The organism is Streptomyces sp. GbtcB7 (genome assembly GCF_019091445.1).
Lineage (GTDB): Bacteria > Actinomycetota > Actinomycetes > Streptomycetales > Streptomycetaceae > Streptomyces > Streptomyces mirabilis.
Window position 1 is genome coordinate 210,856 of the sequence record NZ_JAGXJM010000008.1, and the last position, 23,938, is coordinate 234,793.

Sequence of the window (23,938 nt, forward strand, 5' to 3'; positions counted from 1 at the left end):
TCCGTGCCAGATGAAACCGCAGTCCGGCTGAGAGTCCGGCTGAGTTGTAAGGCGGTCCGAGAAGACCATGGTCAGTACCGAGTACGAGCGCAGGATTGCCGCCCGCTTCGCCGGCTTCGACCAGGACGGCAACGGCTACATCGACCGGGAGGACTTCAACGCCGCGGCGAAGGCGGTTCTCGCCGAGTTCGACACGGCGGCACGGTCGGACAAGGGCCAGGCCCTGTACGTCGGCGCGGAGGCGTTCTGGCAGGGCATGGCGGGGATAGCGGATCGTGACGGCGATCAGCGCATCACCCGCGAAGAGTTCGTGAACGGCGCCGTGAAGCGGCTGCGCGACAATCCCGACCGCTTCGGGGAGATCGCCCGTCCCTTCCTGCACGCGGCCCTCGCCGTCGCGGACACGGACGGGGACGGCGCGGCCACGGTCGAGGAGGCCGTCCGCGTACTCAGGGCCCTGGGCGTGCCCGACGGCGTCGCAGCCGTGGCGGCCGCCGCGCTCGACACGGACGCCGACGGCCGGATCGGCGAAACGGAGGTCGTCACCTCGTTCGCCCGCTACTTCACAGTTCCGGAGTAGGCCTGCTCCACAGTTGTCTTCATGGTGCCGGGTCCGGCCCTACAGCCCCGGCACCTCCGGCACGCCCCGAAAACCGCTCCCGGAGCTTGTACTTGAGTACCTTCCGGAGCGTCTCGTTGCGGGGGAGGGCGTCCACCACCTCCAACTGCTCGGGGAGTTTGTGGACGGAGAGTCCCTCCTCGCGCAGGTACGCGACCACGACGGCGAGCGTCAGTTCGTCGGCGCCCGGAGGCTGTTCGACCACGGCGCAGACCCGCTCGCCGCGGTCGGCGTCCGGGAGGCCGATCACCGCGACATCGCCGACGGCCGGGTGTTGGTGCAGCAGGTCCTCGATCTCCTTCGCCGAGATGTTCTCGCCCTTGCGGATGATGACGTCCTTCAGGCGCCCGGTGAGGACGAGGTGCCCGCTCTCCGTCAGATGACCGACGTCGCCGGTGATCAGGAACCCGTCCTCGTCGAAGGCCTCGGCGGTCTGCGCCGGGTCCAGATACCCCTGACAGACGGCCTCCCCACGCAGCCGTACCTCGCCGTCCACGATCCGTATCTCCATGCCCGCCGGCGGCCTGCCCTCCGTCGTCGCGAGGTTCTCGGCCGTGTCGTCCGGCGCCCCCATCGTGATCATCGGGACCTCGGTCATCCCGTACCCGTGGGTGAGCTGCACGCCCATCTCCCGTACGACCGAGTGGTACACCTCCGGCGGCTTCGGCGCGCCCCCGCCCGCCAGCAGCCGCAGCGTGGGGACGACCGGCTCGGACGGCCGCTTGCGCTGCTCGGCGAGGAACATCGAGTAGAACGCCGTCGAACCGCCCGCCACCGTCACCCCGTGCCGCCGGTACTCCGCCAGCGCCTCCGGCAGCGCGAAGTGCTCGAACATCACCGCGGGGAAGCCGTACAGCAGCAGCATCACCGTGTAGTCGGGCCCGGCGATGTGCGCGTACGGGAAGGCCATCGAGCCCACGTCATCGGCCGACAGCCGCAGCGCGTGGGCGAGACACGACCCGCCCGCGATCAGCGAACGGTCCGTGTGGAGGACCCCCTTGGGGTCGGACGTCGTCCCCGAGGTCCAGTAGATCCAGCGGACCGAGATGCCCTCGGCGGGCGGAGCGGGCAGCGCGGCGGGATCGCCGTCCGGCAGCACGTCGTACGCCTCGAAGACGCCCTTCGCACCGAGCCGCCGCGCCATCGCCGTGTGGTCGAACCCGCGCCACTCGCCCGGTACGGCGAAGTACTCGGCCTTGGACTCCCGCAGCGCGAAGCCGACCTCGCGGTCGCGGTAGAAGGGGATGACCGGGGACTGCACGGCGCCGAGGCGGGCCAGGGCGAAGGACAGCAGGGCGGTCTCGATACGGGTGGGCAGCTGCCAGGCGACCACCGTGCCGGGGCGTACACCCATGTCGTACAGGCCCGCCGCCACCCGCTCGGCGCGGTCGCGCAACTCGCCGAAGCTCAGGGTGCGGTCGCCCTGGAGGAGGACCGGGCGGTCGGGGGTGAGGTCGGCCCGGCGGGCGACCAGTTCCCAGAGGGTGCGGGATGCGCTCAGTGCGTGGGCGGTGTCGTTCACGGCGGCGGCCCCCTGTGACCGTGATGGAGCTGACGGACAGTCAGATCGTGGGCAGAGCGTAGGGCTCGTCGCCTTGTCGGTCCAGGGGTGCGGGACTAGCCTGCTGGGGAAGTGAGAATCTGACGACCCATCAGATAAGTACGCCAGGCGGAGGGGAACCATGACCGAACTGCCCCGCATCATCAGCGTCGACGACCACGTGATCGAGCCCGCGCACCTCTTCGAGACCTGGCTGCCGAAGAAGTACCAGGACCGGGGACCCAAGCCCCTCACGGCCGGAATCGGTGAACTCGCCTACGTCGGCGGCAAGTACCAGATCACCATGGACCCGGACGGCCCGCCCACCGACTGGTGGATCTACGAGGACCTCAAGTTCCCGTACAAGCGCAACATCGCCGCCGTCGGCTTCGACCGCGACGAGATGACCCTGGAGGGCATCACGCGCGCGGAGATGCGGCGCGGCTGCTGGGACCCCGTCGAGCGGCTCAAGGACATGGACCTCAACCACGTCGAGGGAAGCCTCTGCTTCCCGACCTTCCCCCGCTTCTGCGGGCAGACGTTCGCCGAGGCGCACGACAAGGAAGTGGCCCTGGCCTGCGTGCGCGCGTACAACGACTGGATGGTCGAGGAGTGGTGCGGCGACAGCGGCGGCCGGCTGATCCCGCTGTGCCTCATCCCGCTGTGGGACATCGAACTGGCGGTCGCGGAGATCCGGCGCAACGCCGCGCGCGGAGTGAAGGCGGTGACCTTCTCCGAGATCCCCACCCACCTCGGCCTGCCCTCCATCCACTCCGGCTACTGGGACCCGTTCTTCGCGGTCTGCCAGGAGACGGGGACGGTCGTGAACATGCACATCGGTTCCTCGTCGCAGATGCCCGCCGCGTCCCCGGACGCACCCCCTGCCGTACAGGCCTCGCTCTCCTTCAACAACGCGATGGCCTCGATGATGGACTTCCTCTTCAGCGGGGTGCTGGTGAAGTTCCCACGCCTCAAACTCGCCTACTCGGAGGGGCAGATGGGCTGGATCCCGTACGCCCTGGAGCGTGCCGACGACGTCTGGCAGGAGCACCGCGCCTGGGGTGGCGTCCGGGACCTCATCCCGGAACCGCCCTCGACGTACTACTACCGGCAGATCTTCTGCTGCTTCTTCCGTGACAAGCACGGCGTCGCCTCGCTGGACGTCGTGGGACGGGACAACGCGACCTTCGAGACCGACTACCCGCACGTCGACTCGACCTTCCCGCACACCAAGGAGGTCGCCCTCGACCATGTGAAGGGCCTCGACGACGAGACCGTCCACAAGCTGATGCGCGGGAACGCCATCCGCATGCTCGACCTGGACCTCGACAAGTAGCGGGCCCATGGATCTCACGTACACCCCCGAGGAGGAGGAGTTCCGTGCCCGGCTGCGGGCGTGGCTCGCCGAGGTGCTCCCGTCGCTGCCCCCGAAGCCGTCCCCGGCCGACTGGCCCGGCCGGCGGGCGTACGACCTCGGGTGGCAGCGGATGCTGTACGACGCCGGGTACGCGGGGCTGCACTGGCCCGTCGACGCCGGGGGCCGGGGCGCCACGCCGACCCAGCACCTCATCTACCTGGAGGAGACGGAAAAGGCGGGCGCCCCCTACGTAGGGGCCAATTTCGTCGGACTGCTGCACGCCGGGCCGACCATCGCCTCCGAAGGGACCCCCGCACAGCGGGCGCGCTGGCTGCCGCCGGTGCTGCGCGGCGAGGAGGTCTGGTGCCAGGGGTTCAGCGAACCGGACGCCGGCTCGGACCTCGCGGCGCTGCGCACCCGCGCGTGGCGGGACGGCGACGACTACGTAGTGAGCGGGTCCAAGATCTGGACCTCCCACGCCGAGGTCGCCGACTGGTGCGAGCTGCTGGTCCGGACGGACCCGGCGGCCCCGAAACACCGCGGGATCTCGTGGCTCGCGATGCCGATGGACGCGCCCGGGATCACCGTCCGGCCACTGCGCACCCTCGCGGGCTCGACCGAGTTCGCGGAGGTCTTCCTCGACGAGGTGCGGGTGCCCGCTACGCACCGGGTCGGCGCCGAGAACGACGGCTGGCGCGTGACCATGGTGACCCTGTCGTACGAGCGCGGTACCGCCTTCGTGGGCGAGGTCGTGGCCTGCCGACGGGTGCTCGGGGAGGTCGCGCGCGAGGCCCGGAAGAACGGCCGCTGGGACGATCCGGCACTCCGGCGGCGGCTGGGCGGGCTCAACGCGGAGTTCCGCGCGCTGTGGCGGCTCACGCAGTGGAACGTGAGCGAGGCACAGAGCAACGGGGGAGTGCCGGGGGTCGGCGGTTCGGTTTTCAAACTGAGGTACTCACACGCGCGGCAGGAGCTGTACGACGCCGCCGCCGAGGTTCTCGGGCCCGAGGCGCTGGACCTGGGCAGGGAGTGGACCCTCGACCGGCTCAGCTCCTTGTCGTACACCATCGCGGCCGGCACCTCGCAGATCCAGCACAACATCGTGGCCGAGCGGATCCTGGGCCTGCCGAAGGGACGGTGAGTGCTTCCCCGTGGACTTCCAACTCACGGACGACCAGCGAGCCTTGAAGGCGGGCGTGCGCGAGCTGCTCGCGGCGCGGTTCGGCCGGGAACAGCTGCGCGCCGCCGTGGACGAGGGGCCGAGGCTCGACCGGGCCCTGTGGCGCGAGCTCGGCGAGGCGGGGTTCTTCGCGCTGCGCCTGCCCGAGGCGGACGGCGGCGTCGGACTCGGCCTCCCGGAGACGGTGCTCGCCTTCGAGGAGGCCGGGCGGGTCCTGCTGCCCGGCCCGCTGATCGCCACGCACCTCGCGGCGGGCGTGGTGGACGGGGCCGCCACCGGCGAGACCGTGGTGACGGCCGTCGACGGCGGCGGCCTGGTGGAGTGGCTGGCCGAGGCGGACGTCGTACGCGGGGACGCGACCGGCGCCGAGCCGCTGCGGCCGGTGGACCCCCTGACGCCGCTGCACCGGGTACCCGTATCCGGTGGGGCCGGTCTCACCGGCGTGCGCCCCGTGGGTTCCACCGGCGCACTCCCCACGGCTCCCCTCACTTCGCTCTTCACGGCGGCCGAACAGCTCGGCACCGCCGCCCGCGCCTGCGAGACGGCCGTGCAACACGCCCGGACCCGTGAGCAGTTCGGGCAGCCGATCGGGGCCTTCCAGGCGGTCAAGCACCTGTGCGCGCAGATGCTGGTGCGGGTGGAACTGGCGCGCGCCGCGGTCTACGCCGCCGCCGTCACGGCCGACCCCGTGGACATCGCGGCGGCCCGGCTGCTCGCCGACGAGGCCGCCGTGCGCGGCGCCCGCGACTGCCTCCAGGTGCACGGCGGCATGGGCTTCACCTGGGAGTCCGACGTCCACCTGTATCTGAAGCGGGCTTGGACACGGACTCAACGTACGGGAATGGCTACGGAGAGTGAGGAGTTGTTGGCGGCCGACCTGATGTCCGGAGTGGGCCGATAGGGCTCTGTGCAGGCACGGTCCGGAAAGGGGTGCAATGAATGTCGCGGATCGTGGCATACCGGAATTACGGAGCGTTGATATCGGGTTGTGTCCTACGCGTGACTTGTCACGGCCTGGAGTCGGCGGCGGGCTCGGGTACCTTGTGTGGGATGCGAGTGGTTCCGAGATCGAGCGATCCCGGTGTTGCCTCTGAGGCCGCGCCGGATCCGGCGATGCTCGCCGCTCGCAAGGCAGTCCGGACCCCCGCGACTGCCTGTTCGACTCCCCACGGCGAGCGTCGCACAGTATGCCGCACGCGTACTCCTTCGCGCTGGAATATGCCCGAAGCGCTTGTTGGGGTGACTGTACGTCAACCATGCTGTCTCTCAAGGGAATCACGTTCCGTGATCCTGGTTCTGGTCATGCAGGTCATGGCCACGATCGTGGCCCTCGTGAGGCGCGAGGCGATGTGTCCGCCGGTTCGGATGGTGTGAGCGGTGCAGGTGCTTCAAGTGCAGCTGGAGATCCGGCCCGACCCCGCGGAGGTGGGGCGAGCTCGGAGGTGGGCCCGTTCGCGGCTCGCCGGGTCCGGGATAGGTGTCGATGAACCGCTCGCCGAGACGCTGATCCTGCTCGTCTCCGAACTCGTCACCAACGCCGTGGTGCACACCGGCTGTCCGGCCGTGCTGCGGCTGTCCCTGCCGGGCGTCCTCGGTGAGTCAGTCGGCACCGTCCGCCTGGAGGTGGCCGACTCCAGCGCCCGCCCCCCGGTGCCCCGGCATGCCGAGGGTGACGAGACCAACGGCCGCGGCCTGGAGTTGGTCGACGGCCTGGCGGACCGCTGGGGCTGGAACCCCGAGGGCGCGGGCAAGAGCATCTGGTGCGAGGTCGACCGCTGTACGCAGGGCGCCCGGGCGGGGGGCGCGTACGCGGCCTCCCCCTATGAGGACTTCGCGTACGAGGCGTACGAGGCGGTCTAGTCCGCGGCCGCACCCGCTCCCGTACCTCTGGTGCGGGAGCACGGTTCGTGCATCTGTGCACGCGTTCCGTTTCCGCGGCCCGGGTCCGGGCCGAGTGCGCCGGGATGTGCTTCCGTGCGCGCCTTCGTAAAGGGTGCGTAAGTGATAATTCCCCGAACGGGTGTTGACGTGGCGTGTCCGTTTGATCACGCTTGTGGTCAGCGATTCGCCGCGAGGGGACGACGAGGGTTTCGGTGACGGGAGCCCTCGGCGAGTGCGGGTCGTGATTCGGCGTCGGCTCCTACAGGGCCAGAGGGAGCAGGGCGGGTACGCCGGAACCGGATGGCGGCGCGCGATGCCGTGCTCGGGGCGCGCAGTGGCGCGCCGCCAGCCGACCCTTTCCCTGGCTGCCGGTCGACCCTCCCCCGGCCGCCGGCCGACCCGTTCTCCAGGGACTCCAGGGGCTCGTCCAGGACCTCAGAGGATGGCCACCGGTGCCACGGGGGTCCCCGTGCCGCCCACGAAGGGTTCCGGCATCGCGGACAGCAGGAAGGCGTAGCGATTATCTTGTCCACAGGCTGTGGACAACTCTTCGAGATTCCAGTTCTGGCCCTGCAGCATCCCCATCTCGACCAGGTCGAGCGCGTGTACGGGCAACCACAGGTCCTCGATTTCGGGAGGAAAGATCTCAAAAGTGAGAGTGTCGTTCGCGACGGCCGCGACATCGCGCGCGTGGAACCACTCGGGCGTACGGATCGACAGCCCGGGCGACGGATACCCGTACGCGTGCTTGTCGCCGGCCAGATAGACCTGGATCTGCCCGGTCCGTACGAGCACGATGTCCCCGGACCGCACCTGTGTGCCCGCCAACTCCTCGGCCGCGTCGAGGTCTTCGGGGGTCACGGCGTGCCCGCCGTCGAGGCGGTCGACGCCCCGCGCGCGCGGGATGTCGAGCAGGACGCCCCGCGAGACGATGTGCCGGGGCTTGTCGATGCCGCTGAACTCGGCGCCGCCGTGCGGGGTGATCGTGCCGGCCGGGCGGCCGTTGTAGAGCTTCCCGGAGTGCGAGACATGGGTGAGCGCGTCCCAGTGGGTCGCCGCCTGGAGTCCCAGGGTCACGGCGTCGTCGCTGCACGCGACCGTTCCCGGACCGAAGATCTCCTGGTTGATCTGCACCATGACGTGCAGTGGATTGATCCGCCCGGGGATCATCCCGGTCTGCACCCCGTCCTGCTGGAGAGGGAGCGCGAGCGGGACACGCCGCCCCGTGCGGACGCAGGCGGCGGCCTCTCGTACCACCTCGTCGGTGATCAGGTTCAGGGTCCCGATCTCGTCGTCGGCGCCCCAACGCCCCCAGTTGTTCACGCGCTTGGCGATGTCGTGGAACTCGACCGGAAGTGACATGAGTCCTCCGCGGGGCTTGTCTCCGGGTATCTGACGGGTCGTAGAATCCGAGGAGACCGAATCTAACGGACCGTCAGAAACTGCGGGAAGGGGCCGGACATGGGGAACTTCTTGGCAGGAAAGGTCGTCGCCGTGACGGGGGCGGGCCGCGGGATCGGCCGCGCCGTCGCGCTCGCCGCGGCGGCCGAGGGCGCACGGGTCGTCGTCAACGACTACGGGGTGTCCATCGAGGGCGCCGAGCCGACGAGTTCGATCGCCGACGCCGTGGTCAAGGAGATCGAGGCGGCGGGCGGGGAAGCGGTCGCGGTGGCCGACGACATCTCCACGATGGCCGGCGGCCAACGGGTCGTCGACGCGGCGCTGACCTCGTACGGACGTATCGACGGAGTGGTGTGCGTGGCCGGCATCCTGCGTGAACGGATGCTCTTCAACATGTCCGAGGAGGAGTGGGACCCCGTCGTCGCCACCCATCTGAAGGGCACGTTCACGGTCTTCCGGGCGGCCTCGGCGGTCATGCGCAAACAGGGCGCGGGCACGCTGGTCGGCTTCACCAGCGGCAACCACCAGGGCTCGGTCGCGCAGGCCAACTACAGCGCGGCGAAGGGCGGGATCATCTCGCTGGTCCGCAGCGCGGCACTGGGCCTGCACAAGTACGGGGTGACGGCGAACGCGGTGGCACCGGTCGCCCGTACCCGCATGTCGGCCAATGTCCCCATGGAGCTGAAGGAGATCGGCGAACCGGAGGACGTGGCCGCGCTGGTGGTCTACCTCCTCTCCGACCGTGCCCGTGAGGAACGCATCACCGGGCAGGTCTACACGATCGCCGGCCCCAAGATCGCGGTGTGGGCACAGCCGCGGGAGCTGCGCGCCGGGTACGCGGAGGGCGGCCCCTGGACTCCCGAGCGGATCGCGGACTTCCTGCCGGGGACCGTGGGCGTGGACCCCATGCCCTTGCTGGAACAGGTGGAGGCGATGGCGCGGGCGGCGGCGCGCAAGGCGCGGCCGAACGCGTGAGGCGTGGCTGAACGCGTGAGGTGCCGTTGTTCTGTTGGGCCCGTGGGCGAGGGGGACGCATGGAGTTCGGATTCGACGCCGAGGACGAGGCCTTCCGGCGCACGGCACGGGACTGGCTGACCGCTCACCCGGTCGGTGAGCCGGTCGTCCGCCAGGACTGGGAACGGGAACTGGGCCGGGGCGGCTGGATCGGCCTCGGCTGGGCGGAGGACGGCTACGGCAACCGGCGGGTGAGCCTGACCCAACAGGTCGTCTGGGCCGAGGAGTACGCCCGTGCCAAGGCCCCGGCCCGCTCGGGCCACATCGGTGAGAAGCTCCTCGCCCCCACCCTCATCGCGCACGGGACCCCGGAACAGAAGGCCCGTTTCCTGCCCCCGGTCGCCCGTGGCGAGGAACTCTGGTGCCAGGGATACAGCGAGCCGGGCGCGGGCTCGGACCTGGCGGGGATCCGTACGGCCGCGGTACGGGACGCCGACACGTACCGCGTCAGCGGCCAGAAGATCTGGACCTCGCTCGCCCACGAGGCGGACTGGTGCTTCGTCCTCGCCCGTACGGAACCGGGGTCGACCCGCCACCACGGCCTGTCCTTCCTTCTCGTCCCGATGGACCAGCCCGGCCGCGTCGAGGTCCGCCCGATCCGCCAGCTCACCGGCACGAGCGAGTTCAACGAGGTCTTCTTCGACGGGGCGGTGGCGCGTGCCGAGCACGTGGTCGGCGACGCGGGCAACGGCTGGCAGGTCGCCATGAGCCTCCTCGGTTTCGAACGAGGGGTCTCGACCCTGGCCCAGCAGATCGGCTTCGCGGAGGAGCTGGGCCGGGTGATCGAGACGGCCGTCGCCACGGGCGCGGCGGCCGACCCGGTCGTCCGCGACCACCTCGTACGCCAGTGGGCGGAGCTGCGCACGATGCGCTGGAACGCCCTGCGGACGCTGGGCGGTTCGGGCGACGCGGGCGCGCCCAGCGTCGCCAAGCTGCTGTGGGGCCGCTGGCACCAGCGGCTCGGTGAACTGGCGGTACGGGTACGGGGTGCGGAAGCCGCGACCGGCCCCGGGGACTGGTCGGCCGTGGCCCCGTACGAACTCGACTCCTCCCAGCACCTGTTCCTGTTCAGCCGGGCCGACACCATCTACGGCGGCTCGGACGAGATCCAGCGCACGATCATCGCCGAGCGGGTGCTCGGCCTGCCGAGGGAACCCAAGGGCTGAGGGAGTCGCGATGCGAGGTGTGATCTTCGACGGCAAGCGGACCCAGGTCGTGGACGACCTGGAGATACGGGATCCGGGGCCCGGCGAGGTGCAGGTCGCGATCTCCGCGGCAGGGCTCTGCCACAGCGACCTGTCGGTCGTGGACGGGACGATCCCCTTCCCCGTCCCCGTGGTCCTGGGGCATGAGGGCGCGGGGGTCGTCGAGGCGGTGGGCGCGGGCGTCGGCCATGTCCGCCCCGGCGACCATGTCGCGCTCTCCACGCTCGCCAACTGCGGGGCGTGCGCGGAGTGCGACCGGGGGCGGCCGACGATGTGCCGCAAGGCGATCGGGATGCCGCGGCAGCCGTTCGCGCGGGGCGGGCGGCCGCTGTACCAGTTCGCGTCCAACTCCGCGTTCGCGGAACGGACGGTGGTGAAGGCCGTCCAGGTCGTCCGCATCCCCAAGGACATCCCCCTCCCGTCCGCCGCGCTGATCGGATGCGGCGTCCTGACGGGAGTGGGCGCGGTCCTGAACCGCGCGAGGGTGGACCGGGGAGACACCGTCCTCGTCATCGGCACCGGCGGAATCGGGCTCAACGTTCTCCAGGGCGCGCGGATCGCGGGCGCCCTGAAGATCGTCGCGGTCGACGCCAACCCGGCGAAGGAGGCCGTGGCCCGGCGGTTCGGCGCGACGCACTTCCTGACGTCGACGGAGGCCGTGAAGGACATCCTTCCCGCGGGGGCGGACCACGCCTTCGAGTGCGTCGGCCGCGTCGAGCTCATCCGCCAGGCCATCGACCTGCTGGACCGCCACGGACAGGCGGTCCTCCTCGGCGTACCCCCGGCCACGGCCGAGGCGTCCTTCCTCGTCTCCTCCATGTACCTCGACAAGTCCATCCTGGGCTGCCGATACGGCTCCTCCCGCCCCCAGCGTGACATCGCCCTCTACGCCGACCTCTACCGAGAAGGCCGCCTCCTCCTGGACGAACTGGTCACCCAGACCTACCCGGTCGAGGACTTCGACAAGGCGGCGCAGGACGCGGAGGGGGGGAGGGTGGCGCGGGCGGTGCTGACGTTCTAGGGGGTTCAGGGTTCGGGGTTCGGGGTTCGGACTCTGGTTCATTCGTCTGCGGGTGGGTGGGGGCCGGCCGCGCAGTTCCCCGCGCCCCTTCAAGCCCCCTGGCCCGGCCCCCGCCACCGGACCGCGCTCAACGCACGACCCCAAGACGGGCGACGTCACCCCCACCCAATCCCTCACCCAGCCCCTCACCCAGACCCCCGCCGAGGCCCTCGACGGTGGAGGCCCCGGAGCTCCGGAAGGTGCGCCGATACGCGGTGGGGGTGACCCCGAGCACCGCCTGTAGGTGCTGCCGCATCGACTGGGCCGTGCCGAAGCCGGCGTCCCGCGCGACCTGGTCGATGGACAGGTCGCTGGTCTCCAGCAGGTGCCGGGCCCGTTCGATGCGCTGCTGGGTCAGCCAGTGCCCGGGGCTGACCCCGACCTCCTCGCGGAAGCGGCGCGTGAAGGTGCGTACGGACATGGCTTCCTGTTCGGCCATGTCGCGCAGCTGGATCGGCTCGTGGAGGCGGGCCAGTGCCCAGGCGCGGGCGGCGGTCGTGGTGGCCGACTGCGGCTCCGGCACCGGCCGCTGGATGTACTGCGCCTGCCCGCCGTCGCGGTGCGGGGGTACGACGGTGCGGCGGGCCACGTCGTTTGCGACGGCGGTGCCGTGGTCACGGCGTACGAGATGGAGGCACAGGTCGATTCCCGCGGCGACGCCGGCGGAGGTGAGGACGTCGCCGTCGTCGACGAAGAGCACTTCGGCATCGACCTTGATCTTCGGGAAGAGCCGCTGGAAGTGCTCGGCGTGCATCCAGTGGGTGGTGGCCGGGCGGTCGTCGAGGTAGCCCGCGGCGGCGAGGACGTAGCTGCCGGTGCAGATGGAGACGAGGCGGGTGCCGGGGCGGATGTGGGCGAGGGCGGCGGCCAGTTCGGGGGTGAGGATGCCTTCCTCGTGGACGGGGCCGAGTTCGTAGGAGGCGGGGATGACGACGGTGTCGGCGGTGGCGAGGGCCTCGGGGCCGTTCGCGACGAGGACGGCGAAGTCGGCGTCCGTCTCGACGGGGCCCGGCGGCCGGACCGAGCAGGTGACGATCTCGTACAGCGGCCGCCCGTCGGCGTCGCGTGCCTTGCCGAAGATGCGCTGCGGGATGCCGAGCTCGAAGGGCAGCAGCCCGTCGAGGGCGAGGACGACGACGCGGTGGCGCGGATGCGTACCGTGAGAGGCCATGGCCCGATCCTAGCGAATACTGTCCTTCGGGCCACTCGTTCGCGGGAACGGCAGGCCCGAAGCTCTATGTCGTGACCCAGACAACCGATGCCGCCTCCCCGGGGGGCGCCGCAGCCGCGGAGGACCCCCGCCCCACCGAGCCGACCGACTCCACCGACTCGATCGAGCCGACCGACTCCACCGAGCCGACCGACTCGATCGAGCCGACCGACTCCATCGAGCCGACCCGCGCCTCCACTCCCCGCGTCCGCATCCACCGGGCCTGGTTCGTCGCCGCCGTCACCTTCGTGACGATCATCGGTGCGGCGGCCTTCCGTTCGCTGCCGGGTCTGCTCATCGACCCGCTGCACCAGGAGTTCCACTGGTCGCGCGGCACGATCGGCGCGGCGGTGTCCATCAACCTCGCGCTGTACGGGCTGACGGCGCCGTTCGCGGCGGCACTGATGGACCGCTTCGGCATCCGGCGGGTGGTGGCGGTCGCCCTGATGGTGATCGCGCTCGGTTCCGGTCTGACCGTGTGGATGACGGCGGCCTGGCAACTGCTGCTCTGCTGGGGCCTGCTGGTCGGCCTGGGGTCCGGTTCCATGGCGCTGGCCTTCGCGGCGACGGTCACCAATCGCTGGTTCACGGCACGCAAGGGTCTGGTCACGGGCATCCTGACGGCGGCCTCGGCGTCCGGTCAGCTGATCTTCCTGCCGCTCCTCTCCTGGATCGTCACAAAGCACGACTGGCGCCCGGCCGCGGTGACGGTGGCCCTCGCGGCGCTCGCGGTCGTCCCCTTCGTATGGCTGCTGCTGCGGGACCACCCGGCGGACGTGGGCGTGAAGCCGTACGGGTCGGCGGAGTTCGTACCGAAGCCCGCGCCCGTGCAGGGCGCCGCCCGGCGCGCGGTGACGGTCCTGCTCTCCGCCGTCCGCACCGGCCCGTTCTGGCTGCTGGCCGGCACCTTCGCGATCTGCGGTGCCTCGACGAACGGCCTGGTCCAGACGCACTTCGTGCCCGCGGCCCACGACCACGGGATGCCCATCACGGCGGCGGCCTCGCTGCTCGCGGTCATCGGGGTCTTCGACGTGGTCGGAACGGTCGCCTCCGGCTGGTTCACCGACCGCTTCGAACCGCGCCGGCTGCTCGCCGTCTACTACGCGCTGCGCGGCACCTCTCTCCTCTTCCTCCCCATGCTCCTCGCCCCCTCCGTCCATCCCCCGATGATCTTCTTCATCGTCTTCTACGGCCTCGACTGGGTCGCCACCGTCCCGCCCACCCTGGCCCTGTGCCGCGAGCAGTACGGCGAGGACAGTGCCATCGTCTTCGGCTGGGTCCTCGCCTCCCACCAGGTCGGCGCCGCCCTCGTCGCCTTCCTCGGCGGTGTGGCGCGGGACGCGTTCGGCTCGTACGACGTGGTCTGGTACGCCTCGGGCGCGCTGTGCGCGGCGGCGGCCCTGATGGCACTGGTGATCCGACGGCGCCCCGCGACGGGCACACCCGCGGTACCGGCGATCGCCTGACGACTCCGGCACCCCGACCGGGCGGCCTGCCACCGAGACAGGCCCTAGAGGAACCGCCCCTTGTGGAACAGCAGCGGCGCGACGTCGTCATCGTCGCTCGCGCCGAGCGCGTCCACCCGTCCCACCACGATCAGATGGTCCCCACCGGTGTGCACCGCGTGGATCGTGCAGTCGACCCAGGCCGCGGCGCCCGCGAGACGCGGCGAACCGGAAACGGGCGCCGTGTCGTACACGACCCCGGCGAACTTGTCCGCCCCGCTCACCGCGAACCCACGGCACAACTCGCCCTGGTGCGCCCCCAGCACGTTCACACAGAACACGCCCGCGCGGGCGATCCGCGGCCAGGTCACCGACGTACGCCCCACCATGAAGCAGACCAGGGGCGGATCGAGCGAGAGCGACGCGAACGACTGACAGGCGAACCCGGCCGGCCTCCCGCCACCGGCCTCGCCCTCGACGCCCGGCGCGGTGATGACGGTGACACCCGTCGCGAAGTTCCCCAACACCCGCCGAAACGCCACCTGATCGACCGGCGCCCGCTCATCGTCCCCCACCGCGCGCAACTCCGGCCGCGGCAGCGCCTCAACACGCCCCGCGACGGTGGAAGCCCCGGCCGACCTGAGATAACGGACGGCGGCGGCCGCCATCCCTGCGTGTCCCATCACACCACCCATTGAAGCTGACGGGGTGTCAGATAGGAAGGGGCGGGACTGACTGACTCAGCGGCCCCGGTAGTGGGGGGTGCGGCGTTCTGTGAAGGCGGCCACGCCCTCGTTCGCGTCCGTCGTGGTCATGTTGATCTCCTGGGCGGCGGCTTCGGCGGCGAAGGCTGTGGTGCGGTCGGTGTCGAGGGAGGCGTTGACCAGCTGTTTGGTGAGGGCGAGGGCGCGGGTCGGGCCGGTGGCCAGGCGCTCGGCCCAGTCGCGGGCGGTCTTCTCCAGATCGTCCAGCGATACGACCCTGTTGACGAGCCCGAGCCGCGCCGCGTCCGCCGCCGTCAGCGCGTCGCCGAAGAACATCAGTTCCTTGGCGCGTTGGGGGCCGATGAGCCGGGGCAGCAGATAGGCGCCGCCGCCGTCGGGGACCAGGCCGCGGCGTACGAACACCTCGATGAACTTGGCGGAATCGGCGGCGAGTACGAGGTCGCAGGCGAGGGCGAGGTGGGCGCCGAGGCCGGCCGCGGTGCCGTTGACCGCCGCGATCACGGGCTTCTCGCAGTCGAGGACCGCGCCGATCAGGCGCTGGGCGCCGAGCCGGATCACGCGGGCCACGTCACCGGCCGCCCGCTCCCCGGACGGCGGTCCCCCGGTCGACGGTCCCCCGCGCAGGTCAGCGCCCGCGCAGAAACCACGTCCGGTCGCCGTGATCACGACGGCCCGTACGTCCGGGTCGGAGGAGGCGTGGGAGAGGTGCTGGATGAGGCGTTCGCGCTGGTCAGGGGTGATGGCGTTGAGGGCTTCGGGGCGGTTGAGGGTGATCCACGAGACGTGATTGTCAGTGGCGTGCAGTACCAATGAATCGACGGGATCGGCGGGTTCGACCGGTTCGACCGGTTCGACCGGTTCGGCGGGATTGACGGAGTCTTCGGGGGAGGGCGTCATGGGGATGCTCCGGTTTTTACGGGGGATGGTGCGGCTGGGGGTGGGGCTGCGGCCGGCGCCGGCGCCGCGGCGGGCGCTGGAGCGCCGGGGCTCAGCGGCAGACGACCAGCGCGTCCAGCGCCACCGCTCCCTGGCCCCTGGGCAGCACCATCAGCGGGTTGATGTCGAGCTCGGCGATGTCGTCCCCGAGTTCCAGCGCCATCCGCTGTACGCGCATGACGACCTCGACCAGCGCGTCCACATCCACCGGCGGCCCCCCGCGCACGCCCTCCAGAAGGGCCCGCCCGCGCAGCTCGCCGAGCATGCCCCGCGCCTGGTCCTCGCCGAACGGCGGCACGCGGACGGCCGCGTCCCGCAGCACCTCGACGAGCACGCCGCCCAGCCCGACGGTCACGGTCGGCCCGAAGAGCTGGTCGTGCGTGACGCCCACGACCATTTCCACTCCCCGCTCGACCATCTGGCACACCAGCACCCCGTCGAGCGAGATCCCCTCGTAGCGCGCGATGTCGGTGAGCTCGCGGTAGGCGTCCCTGACCTGGCTGGCGGAGGTCAGTCCGATCTTCACCAGACCCAGTTCGGTCTTGTGGGCGATCTGGGCGCCGGACGCCTTCATGACCACGGGGTAGCCGACGAGACTCGCCGCGCGCACGGCCGCCGCCGCGCTGGTCACCAACTGTTCGCGCGGCACCCGGATCCCATAGGCCCGCAGCAGCTGCTTCGCCGCGTGCTCGCTCAGCTGCTGCCCCGGCCGCATCAGCGCCTGCGTCTTGCGGAAGGATGGCGAGGGAGTGCGGGGAGCCTCGTCGAAGGGGGAGCGGTAGGCGGCGACGAACCGGTGGTGGTCCAGGTAGGCGCGCACGGCCGTGATGCAGTTGGCGAAGGTCCGGAAGGTGGCGACCTTCGACGAGCCGAGCAGCGTCTCGCGGTAGGCGGCCTCGGTGCCGACCGGCGAGCCCCACACCACGCACACCAGCTTGTCCGTCTGTTCCGCCGCGTCCACCAGGTCCTGCGCGAGCTTGTCGCTCATGGGAGGAAAGGGCCCGGTGATCGGACAGATCAGTACGCCGACCTCCGGGTCGGCGAGGATCGCGTCGATGATCTTCCGCCCGCGCCAGTCGCCGACCGGGTGCCCGCCGTTGTCGACGGGATTGGTCACGCTCAGGTACTCGGGTATCCACTGGTGCAGCTCGGCCTGCTTGGGGGCGGAGAGATTCGGCAGGGGCAGCCCCGCCGCCGTCGCCAGGTCGGCGAAGTGCGCCCCCGTGCCGCCCGAGATCGAATAGACCACGACCCCCTCGGCCCGCGGGGCGCGGGCGCGGGCCAACAGGGCGGCGGTGTCCTGGAGTTCGTCGAGCCCGTCGACGCGGATCACGCCGTACTGCCGCATCGCCGCGTCCACCACCGTGTCGGCGCCGGTCAGCTTGCCGGTGTGTGAGGCGGCGGTGCGGGCGCCGGTCTCGGTGCGGCCGACCTTGACGGCGACGACGGGCACTCCGCGGCGGGCGGCGCGGTCGGCGGCGAGCAGAAAGGAGCGGCCGTCCTTCAGCCCCTCGACGTAGCAGGCGATCGCGCCGATCTCCGGCTGCTCGGAGAAGTAGGAGATGAAGTCGGCGGTCTCGAGGTCGGCCTCGTTGCCGGTGGGCGCCCAGTGGGAGAGGCGTACGCCCAGCTCCTGCATCGCGAACACCGGCCGGCCCTGGTGTCCGGACTGGGTGATGAGGGCGATCGCGGGACCGTCGAGATCGTCGCGGAACTTCTCGAAGGCGTTGAGGTTGGTGTTGGGCCCGAGGAGCCGGAGGCCGGCGCGGCGGACGGCGGCGGCGAGGTCGGCCTGCGCGGCGGCGCCCTCGGCCCCGGTCTCGGCGAACCCGGAGGCGAAGGCGACGGCGAACTTCACCTTGGCCTCGGCCAGTTCCCCGATCACGGGGAGCGGGTCGCCGACGAGAAGCACGGCCAGATCGACCTGCTCGGGCAGGTCGGCGAGGGAAGGGGAGCAGGGGATGCCGAAGACGGACTGACGGGTGGGGTGCACAGGGTGCAGCCGGGCGCCGACCCGCTCGGCCCAGGCGATCAGCTGCCGGGTGATGCCGGTGTTCGGCCGGCCCTCGGCGTCCGAGGCGCCGACGACGGCCACGGACTCGGGACGGAAGAAGCGGTCCAGATCGGGTACGTCGGCGTACAGCGGACGGCCGCTGACGTCCAGGTCGTCGACGTCGGCCGGGCGGCCGTGCACGACGGGTGAGGGCTGCTCGCCGCAGGCGATGACGCGGGCCCGGCGGGAGTCGGTGGTGAGGGTGCCGTGGGTTGATCCAAGCATCGGTCCGCCCGCTCCTGTGTGACAGCCAATTAACTGACGCTCTGTCAGATTACTTAACTGACGCCGCGTCAGGAACCGTCGTGCAAGCAAAAGGCTGGGCGGGGGGGGGTCTCGGGGGTCGGCTGCCGCGCGGCTGGTCGTGCGGAACGCCGTGCGGCCGGTCGGAACGCCGTGCGGGATGTTGTGCTGGACGTTGTGCGGGACGCCGCGCGGGACGTTGTGCGGCGGGGACCTGGTTCGTACCCGCCGCGCGGGGGGCCGGAACCCGTGAGGGTGCCGCACAACCATCAACTCCCGCTGATCGTCTACGACATGGCCCTGTCGGCTCGCGCCGGTCAAGCCACCGCTTCTGTCCTTTTCCTCGCCCTTCTTTGCACTCTTGGGGATGTCATGAGACCTGTCTCCCTCGGCCGCGCGCTGCGGCTCGGAGCCTGTACGACGCTCGCGGCCGGACTCGTCACCGTGGGGCTCACCGCCGCCCCCGCGCTGGCCGAGACCGAGTCCGACCAGTTGTGGATCGACGCACCCTCCGAGCAGACCCTGCTGCTCGGCACGGACGGCGGCGCGCCGCAGAGCCGGACGATCGACGTGGGGATCTACCACGACAACGGGCACTTCACGGTGACCGACGGCAAGGTGACCGTCGACGCCTCCGGGCTGGCCGGGGTCGGCGAGGTGACCTGGCCGGACAACTGCGCGCCGAACGGCACGACCGCGGTGTGCAGCGTGCCGGACGTGCCCGTGATCGGGTCCGACTACAGCCGGCAGATCCACCTCGGGATCCGCGCGGCCGACGGTGCGCAGGCCGGGGCGCAGGGCAGGATCACCTACGGGGCGACGGCCACCGGCGGCCCCGACGGCACGCTCACCGCGCCCGAGGACAGTTTCGAGACCGACTTCACGCTCGCCTCGGGCCCCGACCTCTCCCTCGCCCCCGTGGCCGACGTCGAGCACGCGCAGCCGGGTGGCACCGAGACGATCCCCTTCGCGCTGACCAACAAGGGCAACGAGAGCGCGCACGGCGTCACGGTGAAGATGACGGCGTCGTACGGGCTGGACTTCCTGAACAAGTACGACGCCTGCACCTACACGCGGACGGGCGGTGACGAGTACGCGCCGATGACGGACGCGACCTGCACGTTCGACCAGGTGCTGGCCCCCGGTGACTCCTTCGAGCTGCCCGCGCCGCTGCAGCTGGCGATCGCGCGGCACGCGCTGAACGACCGGCTGGACATCAGTGTCGACCCGGCCGACGGCGCGACCGACCTCGCGAGCCGCGACAACTACGCGGCCCTGCAGATCGGCACGGACAACACCGCCGACTTCTCGGTGACCGGCGCCGCGGTCACCGGTACGGCGGGCCAGACGGTGACCGCCCCGCTCACCTTCAAGAACAACGGCCCGGCCTGGTTCGCGAACCTCGGCTCCGGCGACCCGGCCGCCAAGGTCAGGCTGATCGTCCCGACCGGTACGACGGTCACCGGCGTCCCCGCGGACTGCGTCCCGCACACCCTCACGGGCGGGTACTACGAGAAGCGGACGGGCGCCCCGCGCTACGACTGCGCCCTCCCCTACTGGGTGTCCGAGAACACCGAGCGCACGTACGCCTTCCAGCTGCGGATCGACGCGGCGGTGCCCGGCACGACCGGTGAGGTCAGCATCCATCCCGAGTTCGGCGACTTCGCCTTCGACCCGGACTCCACGAACAACACAGCGGTTCTCGCCGTCAACTGACGATGACTCAGCGCGCGGCGCGGGTGTCTCCCGTGTCGCGCGCCCCCGCCTTCGCCCCCGCCTTCGCCCCTGCCTTCGCCCCCGCTTCCGACGCCGCCTTCTCCGCCGCCTTCTCCGCCTTCTGCGCGGTCCTCGCGACCGCCTTCGCGATCTTCTCCGCGTCGAGGGCGAGCTCGCGGAACATGCCGCTGATGGGGTTGGTGAAGCCGGTGAAGTAGAGGCCGGGTGCCTTCTTCGGGGTGCGGGCGCCGTGCACGACCGGGCGGCCACGCCCGTCGAGGACGTCGAGGTGGCCGACGATGCCCTCCAGGGCGCGTACGTACCCCGTCGCGGCGATCACGACGTCCGGGTCGATCCGCTTCCCGTCGGCGAGGACGACCTTGTCCTCCTCGAAGCCCTCCACCGCGGCCACGACCTCGACCCGCCCCTTGCGGACGGCGTTGATGAGGCCGACGTCCTGCACGGGGATGGAGCCTTCGTTGACGCGGGAGTAGAGGCCGGTGTCGGGACGGGGCAGCCCCTGCGCCGACAGGTCCGGCACGCTGACCTTGGCCATCGGCCCGGCGAGTGCGTCGACGAGGCGCACCGGCAGCCGGCGTACGAGGATCCCGGTGAACTGGGCGGCCCAGCCGGCCGTGGAGCGGCGCACGATGTGCGGCGCGGTGCGCACGGCGAGCCGTACCCGGGAGGCGCCGCCCTCGACCAGGTCCACGGCGATCTCGGCGCCCGTGTTGCCGACGCCGACGACGAGGACGTCACGGCCGGCGTAGGGGGCGGGATTGCGGTAGTCGCCGGCGTGCAGGAGTTCGCCGGTGTACGAGTCGCTGCCGGGCCAGTCGGGCAGGCGCGGGGTGTGGTTGTGGCCGGTGGCGACGACCACGGCGCTGCCGGTCAGTTCGCGGCCGCCGGTGGCGTGCAGCAGCCAGCCGTTGCCGCCCGGGGCGGGCTCGACGCGCGAGACCTCGACGCCCGTGACGATCTCCAGCCGGTGGTGCTCGACGTACTTCTCCAGGTAGCGCACCACGTTGTCGCGCGAGACCCACCGCCCGAAGGAGCGCGGCATCGCGAGGCCGGGCAGGCCGGACAGCCGCCGGGTCGTGTGCAGGTGCAGCCGGTCGTAGTGGCGCCGCCAGGACGCTCCGACCTGGTCGGACTTCTCCAGTACGACGGCCCGTACGCCCTGGGCGCGCAGCGCGTACGCCGTCGCGAGCCCCCCGGGGCCGCCGCCTATCACGTACACGGGGCGGTCTTCGTGCGACGGCACCGGGCGGGATGTGGAGGAAGCAGTCGAGTCGGCCATGTGCGCGAGCGTAATCACGTCGTCACTTGATAGGTCTCGGTCAAGCCCGGAATCGGTTGCGAACTGATCACGGCTGTAGGAGGAGTGGGTGGGGCTGGTGGCGTAGGTCACTCGGTTGTGTTCGAAACGGGGGGACGAGTGAAGGGGAGGGTGGCGTACGCCTCTTGCGCGGGCGTCCTCCGTGCGCTGAACTGACGTACCGTCAGAAACGGAAGGGGGCGTGGACTGCCATGGACACGATCTGGCTCGGCGGAGCGGAGTGGCTGGCCGTGCTGCGGATCGGGCTCGGGCTGTGGTGGCTGGAGAGTTGGCGGCACAAGGACAAGAAGGGCTGGTTCGAGCGGGGGACCGGGATCGCGTGGGCGGCGGACGTCGCGGGCAAGCACCGGTGGGACGCGGTGCGCTCCGGCTTCGACGTCGTGGTCGCGCCCCGGCCGCGGACGATGGCGTACGTCGTCGTCTACGCGGAGTTGGCCCTCGGGCTGGGACTGGTGGCCGGGTTCCTGACGCCGATCGCGCTGGTCGGCGGACTGCTCCTCAACGTCCTGTACTTCACCCTCATGATCCACGACTGGGCCGAGCAGGGGCAGAACGCGATGATGGCGTTGATCTCGGTCGTCGCCTTCTTCGGGATGGGATGGCAGACGTGGTCGCTGGACAGTGCGATCGGGCTGTTCTCGTGAGGCGCGGGTCGATCGGGGTCGGGGTGTGCTCGTGAGCGGGGCGCGATTCGATCTGCCCGAAGTCGATGCCTTCACCCGGCCGTACTGGGACGCGGCGGCGGAGGGCCGGCTGCTGATCCGCCACTGCGCGGGCTGCGACCGGGCCCACCACTACCCGCGGGAGTTCTGCCCGCACTGCTGGAGCGAGGACGTGCGCTGGCGGCCCGCGAGCGGGCACGCCACGCTCTACACCTGGTCCGTCGTGCACCGCAACGACCTCCCGCCGTTCGGCGAGCGGGTGCCGTACGTCGCCGCGGTCGTCGACCTCGCGGAGGGGCCGCGGATGATGACCGAGGTGGTGGAGTGCGAGGACGACGCGCTGCGGATCGGGATGGGTCTGGAGGTCACGTTCAGGGCGGGGGTGCCCGTGTTCCGGCCACGGTCCGGCGCTGTCCCGCCGCCTTCCTCCGCCGTCCCTCCTCCTTCCTCCGCGTCTTCCTCCGCGTCGAAAACCAGTTCCTGACCCCCTTCGGGCCCCGTGAATAATGGCCGGATGTCCGACGTTCACGAGAAGTCCCTCGCCCATCCCTTCCCCGTGCTCGACGGCCATGGTCTGCGGCTTCGCCCCTGGGACCCGGAGTCCGAGGCCGATGTCGCGACCTGGCTGCGCGGGCTGTCCGACCCGGAGTTCCAGCGCTGGAACACCCCGGTCAAGATCGTCCGGGACCTGGACAGCGCCCGTGACTCGCTCCGCTCGCGCGCCGAGGCCGTCGCCGACGGCACCGCCGTCGCCTTCTGCATCACGGACGCGGCCACCGGTACGACCCTGGGTCACATAGGCGTCAACGACATCAACCACGTCATACGCGTCGGCATCGTCGGCTACTGGGTCCTTCCTGAGGCCCGCGGCCACCAGGTCGCCACCCGTGCCCTCGCCCTGGCCGCCCGCTACGCCTTCGGCGCCGTCCGTCTGCACCGCATCGAACTGGGCCACGCCCTCGGCCACGACGCGTCCTGCCGGATCGCCGAGCGGTGCGGGTTCCCGTACGAGGGGACCCTGCGGGAGGCGATGTTCGAGTCGGGGCGACACGACGCGTTCCGGGACGTCCACCTGCACGCACGGATCGCGACGGACCCGGAGCCGACGCTGCCGGGGGCCTAGGGCCTGTCCGGCGGATCCTGCCGCAGACGCGGGGCTTGGCACGCCCTCCCCCAAGCTCTTCGAGCAGGGGGTGCCCCCAGCGGCGTTGTCGTCGGTTGCCGACTCCCCCAAGCTCTCGGCTTCGCTCGAGCAGGGGGGACCCCCATCGCGTCGTCGCCCTCCTCCGCCTTGCAGCTGGACGCACCAAGCCCCGCTGACCGGCGTCAATGAGGCACCGCCCGTTTCCTGCGACCTGTATCCGCCGGACAGGCTGCCCTAGCGCCGGGCGCCCGGAAAATCGGAGTGCCGGGCAGGGGATGAGCGGGATCATGGCCGCCATGACTCGTGACGCGCGTGACTGGGTGTTCACCCACGATCTGGACGAATTCCTCACGAGCGCGGGGGACTTCCTGCGCTCGCGGCCCGCGGCGCACACCGTGGCGCTGTCCGTGACCGATGCGCTGCGCAGACGAGGGCCGGACGTGTACGGGGAGGAGGCACCGTTCTTCGGCCGGTTCGCCGACGCCGACGCCGACCGGGAGGGTGAAGGGGAGGGCGACGGGGTCGGTGGGGTGTCGGCCGTGCTGTTCCACACCCCGCCGTACCAGCTCAACCTCACCGACCTCCCGGCGGAAGACGTCGACGCGCTGGCCGCGCGGCTCGCGGACGAGGGGTACTCGTTCCCGGGCGTCGGCGGTCCGGTGGACACGGCCGCCGAGTTCGCCACCGCCTGGGAGCGCCACGCCGGCGCGCGGGCCCAACTCAGAAGAAGCGAACGGCTGTACCGGCTCGGTGCGCTCACGCCGCCGAGGCCCGTTCCGCCGGGCCGCGCCCGGGTGGCCGGCGAGAGCGACCACGCGCTCGTCGCGCGCTGGTACTCGGAGTTCGCCGAGATCTTCGAGCGGAACGAGAGACAGGACCCGGACCGCTGGGCCGAGAGCCGACTCGCGTACGGCGGTGTCACGCTCTGGGAGACGCCGGACGGTACGCCGGTGGCCATGGCCGGAGCGACCCCCCTGATCGCCGGGCAGATCAGGGTCGCCCCCGTCTACACCCCGGCACCCCTGCGCGGACGCGGTTACGCGGGGGCCGCCACCGCCGAGGTCAGCAGGGCCGCGCTGGCCACCGGAGCGGACGAGGTACTCCTCTTCACCGACCTCGCCAATCCGACCAGCAACGGCCTCTACCAGCGCATCGGTTACCGCCCCGTCGCCGACTTCGCCGTCTACGACTTCGCGAAGTAGCCGTCT

The 23,938-nt window shown here is 71.2% G+C and carries 21 protein-coding genes; 14 read left to right on the plus strand and 7 right to left on the minus strand.

The window, feature by feature from the left end:
• Nucleotides 1–67 precede the first annotated feature (67 nt).
• Nucleotides 68–580 (plus strand): EF-hand domain-containing protein, encoded by a 513-nt coding sequence (locus KVT44_RS15930; protein ID WP_099922038.1) that lies wholly within the window; start codon nt 68–70, stop codon nt 578–580.
• A 19-nt stretch (nt 581–599) separates the two neighbouring features.
• Here KVT44_RS15930 and KVT44_RS15935 read toward each other — a convergent pair whose 3' ends face one another.
• Nucleotides 600–2,141, minus strand: a complete 1,542-nt coding sequence (locus tag KVT44_RS15935) for a class I adenylate-forming enzyme family protein (RefSeq protein ID WP_217567516.1) — start codon at nt 2,139–2,141, stop codon at nt 600–602.
• A gap of 160 nt (nt 2,142–2,301) precedes the next feature.
• Here KVT44_RS15935 and KVT44_RS15940 point away from each other — a divergent pair, with 160 nt between their 5' ends.
• From KVT44_RS15940 to KVT44_RS15955, 4 genes are all read left to right on the plus strand, one after another.
• Nucleotides 2,302–3,495: an amidohydrolase family protein gene (locus KVT44_RS15940; RefSeq protein ID WP_067372012.1), complete on the plus strand. Its 1,194-nt coding sequence runs from the start codon at nt 2,302–2,304 to the stop codon at nt 3,493–3,495.
• 7 nt (nt 3,496–3,502) lie between these two features.
• Nucleotides 3,503–4,657: an acyl-CoA dehydrogenase gene (locus tag KVT44_RS15945; protein ID WP_217567517.1), complete on the plus strand. Its 1,155-nt coding sequence runs from the start codon at nt 3,503–3,505 to the stop codon at nt 4,655–4,657.
• Between the two features lie 10 nt (nt 4,658–4,667).
• Complete coding sequence (locus KVT44_RS15950) at nt 4,668–5,597, plus strand: acyl-CoA dehydrogenase family protein (RefSeq protein WP_217567518.1); 930 nt, start codon at nt 4,668–4,670, stop codon at nt 5,595–5,597.
• A gap of 476 nt (nt 5,598–6,073) precedes the next feature.
• On the plus strand, nt 6,074–6,556 hold the full coding sequence (locus KVT44_RS15955; RefSeq protein WP_099922042.1) for an ATP-binding protein: 483 nt from the start codon (nt 6,074–6,076) through the stop codon (nt 6,554–6,556).
• A 456-nt stretch (nt 6,557–7,012) separates the two neighbouring features.
• Here KVT44_RS15955 and KVT44_RS15960 read toward each other — a convergent pair whose 3' ends face one another.
• The gene (locus KVT44_RS15960) at nt 7,013–7,939 is read right to left on the minus strand and encodes a cyclase family protein (protein WP_217567519.1); all 927 of its coding nucleotides are present in this window, start codon (nt 7,937–7,939) and stop codon (nt 7,013–7,015) included.
• A 99-nt stretch (nt 7,940–8,038) separates the two neighbouring features.
• On the opposite strand from KVT44_RS15960, the gene KVT44_RS15965 reads away from it, so the two are divergent.
• From KVT44_RS15965 to KVT44_RS15975, 3 genes are read left to right on the plus strand one after another with little or no spacing between them, the layout of a single operon-like run.
• Complete coding sequence (locus tag KVT44_RS15965) at nt 8,039–8,953, plus strand: SDR family oxidoreductase (protein ID WP_060901771.1); 915 nt, start codon at nt 8,039–8,041, stop codon at nt 8,951–8,953.
• A 59-nt stretch (nt 8,954–9,012) separates the two neighbouring features.
• Nucleotides 9,013–10,158 carry an acyl-CoA dehydrogenase family protein gene (locus tag KVT44_RS15970; RefSeq protein ID WP_217567520.1) on the plus strand — a complete coding sequence of 382 codons (1,146 nt, stop codon included), beginning with the start codon at nt 9,013–9,015 and terminating at the stop codon, nt 10,156–10,158.
• A gap of 10 nt (nt 10,159–10,168) precedes the next feature.
• A complete protein-coding gene (locus KVT44_RS15975) occupies nt 10,169–11,218 on the plus strand; it encodes a Zn-dependent alcohol dehydrogenase (protein WP_217567521.1) in 1,050 nt (349 codons plus the stop codon).
• Between the two features lie 127 nt (nt 11,219–11,345).
• Here KVT44_RS15975 and KVT44_RS15980 read toward each other — a convergent pair whose 3' ends face one another.
• Nucleotides 11,346–12,428 carry a GlxA family transcriptional regulator gene (locus tag KVT44_RS15980; protein ID WP_217567522.1) on the minus strand — a complete coding sequence of 361 codons (1,083 nt, stop codon included), beginning with the start codon at nt 12,426–12,428 and terminating at the stop codon, nt 11,346–11,348.
• Nucleotides 12,429–12,625: 197 nt separating this feature from the next.
• Here KVT44_RS15980 and KVT44_RS15985 point away from each other — a divergent pair, with 197 nt between their 5' ends.
• On the plus strand, nt 12,626–13,933 hold the full coding sequence (locus KVT44_RS15985; RefSeq protein ID WP_217567584.1) for an MFS transporter: 1,308 nt from the start codon (nt 12,626–12,628) through the stop codon (nt 13,931–13,933).
• A 44-nt stretch (nt 13,934–13,977) separates the two neighbouring features.
• Here KVT44_RS15985 and KVT44_RS15990 read toward each other — a convergent pair whose 3' ends face one another.
• The 3 genes from KVT44_RS15990 to KVT44_RS16000 form a co-directional block, all read right to left on the minus strand.
• The gene (locus KVT44_RS15990) at nt 13,978–14,595 is read right to left on the minus strand and encodes a flavin reductase family protein (RefSeq protein WP_217567523.1); all 618 of its coding nucleotides are present in this window, start codon (nt 14,593–14,595) and stop codon (nt 13,978–13,980) included.
• 57 nt (nt 14,596–14,652) lie between these two features.
• On the minus strand, nt 14,653–15,534 hold the full coding sequence (locus KVT44_RS15995; RefSeq protein WP_217567524.1) for an enoyl-CoA hydratase/isomerase family protein: 882 nt from the start codon (nt 15,532–15,534) through the stop codon (nt 14,653–14,655).
• Between the two features lie 91 nt (nt 15,535–15,625).
• On the minus strand, nt 15,626–17,851 hold the full coding sequence (locus KVT44_RS16000; protein WP_217567525.1) for an acetate--CoA ligase family protein: 2,226 nt from the start codon (nt 17,849–17,851) through the stop codon (nt 15,626–15,628).
• Nucleotides 17,852–18,241: 390 nt separating this feature from the next.
• On the opposite strand from KVT44_RS16000, the gene KVT44_RS16005 reads away from it, so the two are divergent.
• Nucleotides 18,242–19,585 (plus strand): hypothetical protein, encoded by a 1,344-nt coding sequence (locus tag KVT44_RS16005; protein ID WP_217567526.1) that lies wholly within the window; start codon nt 18,242–18,244, stop codon nt 19,583–19,585.
• Between the two features lie 7 nt (nt 19,586–19,592).
• Here KVT44_RS16005 and KVT44_RS16010 read toward each other — a convergent pair whose 3' ends face one another.
• Nucleotides 19,593–20,885 carry an NAD(P)/FAD-dependent oxidoreductase gene (locus tag KVT44_RS16010; RefSeq protein WP_254649437.1) on the minus strand — a complete coding sequence of 431 codons (1,293 nt, stop codon included), beginning with the start codon at nt 20,883–20,885 and terminating at the stop codon, nt 19,593–19,595.
• 230 nt (nt 20,886–21,115) lie between these two features.
• On the opposite strand from KVT44_RS16010, the gene KVT44_RS16015 reads away from it, so the two are divergent.
• From KVT44_RS16015 to KVT44_RS16030, 4 genes are all read left to right on the plus strand, one after another.
• Nucleotides 21,116–21,568, plus strand: coding sequence for a DoxX family protein (locus KVT44_RS16015; RefSeq protein WP_099922051.1), 453 nt, complete (start codon nt 21,116–21,118; stop codon nt 21,566–21,568).
• 31 nt (nt 21,569–21,599) lie between these two features.
• On the plus strand, nt 21,600–22,070 hold the full coding sequence (locus KVT44_RS16020; RefSeq protein ID WP_217567527.1) for an OB-fold domain-containing protein: 471 nt from the start codon (nt 21,600–21,602) through the stop codon (nt 22,068–22,070).
• Between the two features lie 30 nt (nt 22,071–22,100).
• On the plus strand, nt 22,101–22,709 hold the full coding sequence (locus KVT44_RS16025) for a GNAT family N-acetyltransferase (RefSeq protein WP_217567528.1): 609 nt from the start codon (nt 22,101–22,103) through the stop codon (nt 22,707–22,709).
• Nucleotides 22,710–23,026: 317 nt separating this feature from the next.
• The gene (locus KVT44_RS16030; protein ID WP_217567529.1) at nt 23,027–23,932 is read left to right on the plus strand and encodes a GNAT family N-acetyltransferase; all 906 of its coding nucleotides are present in this window, start codon (nt 23,027–23,029) and stop codon (nt 23,930–23,932) included.
• Nucleotides 23,933–23,938: the final 6 nt, after the last annotated feature.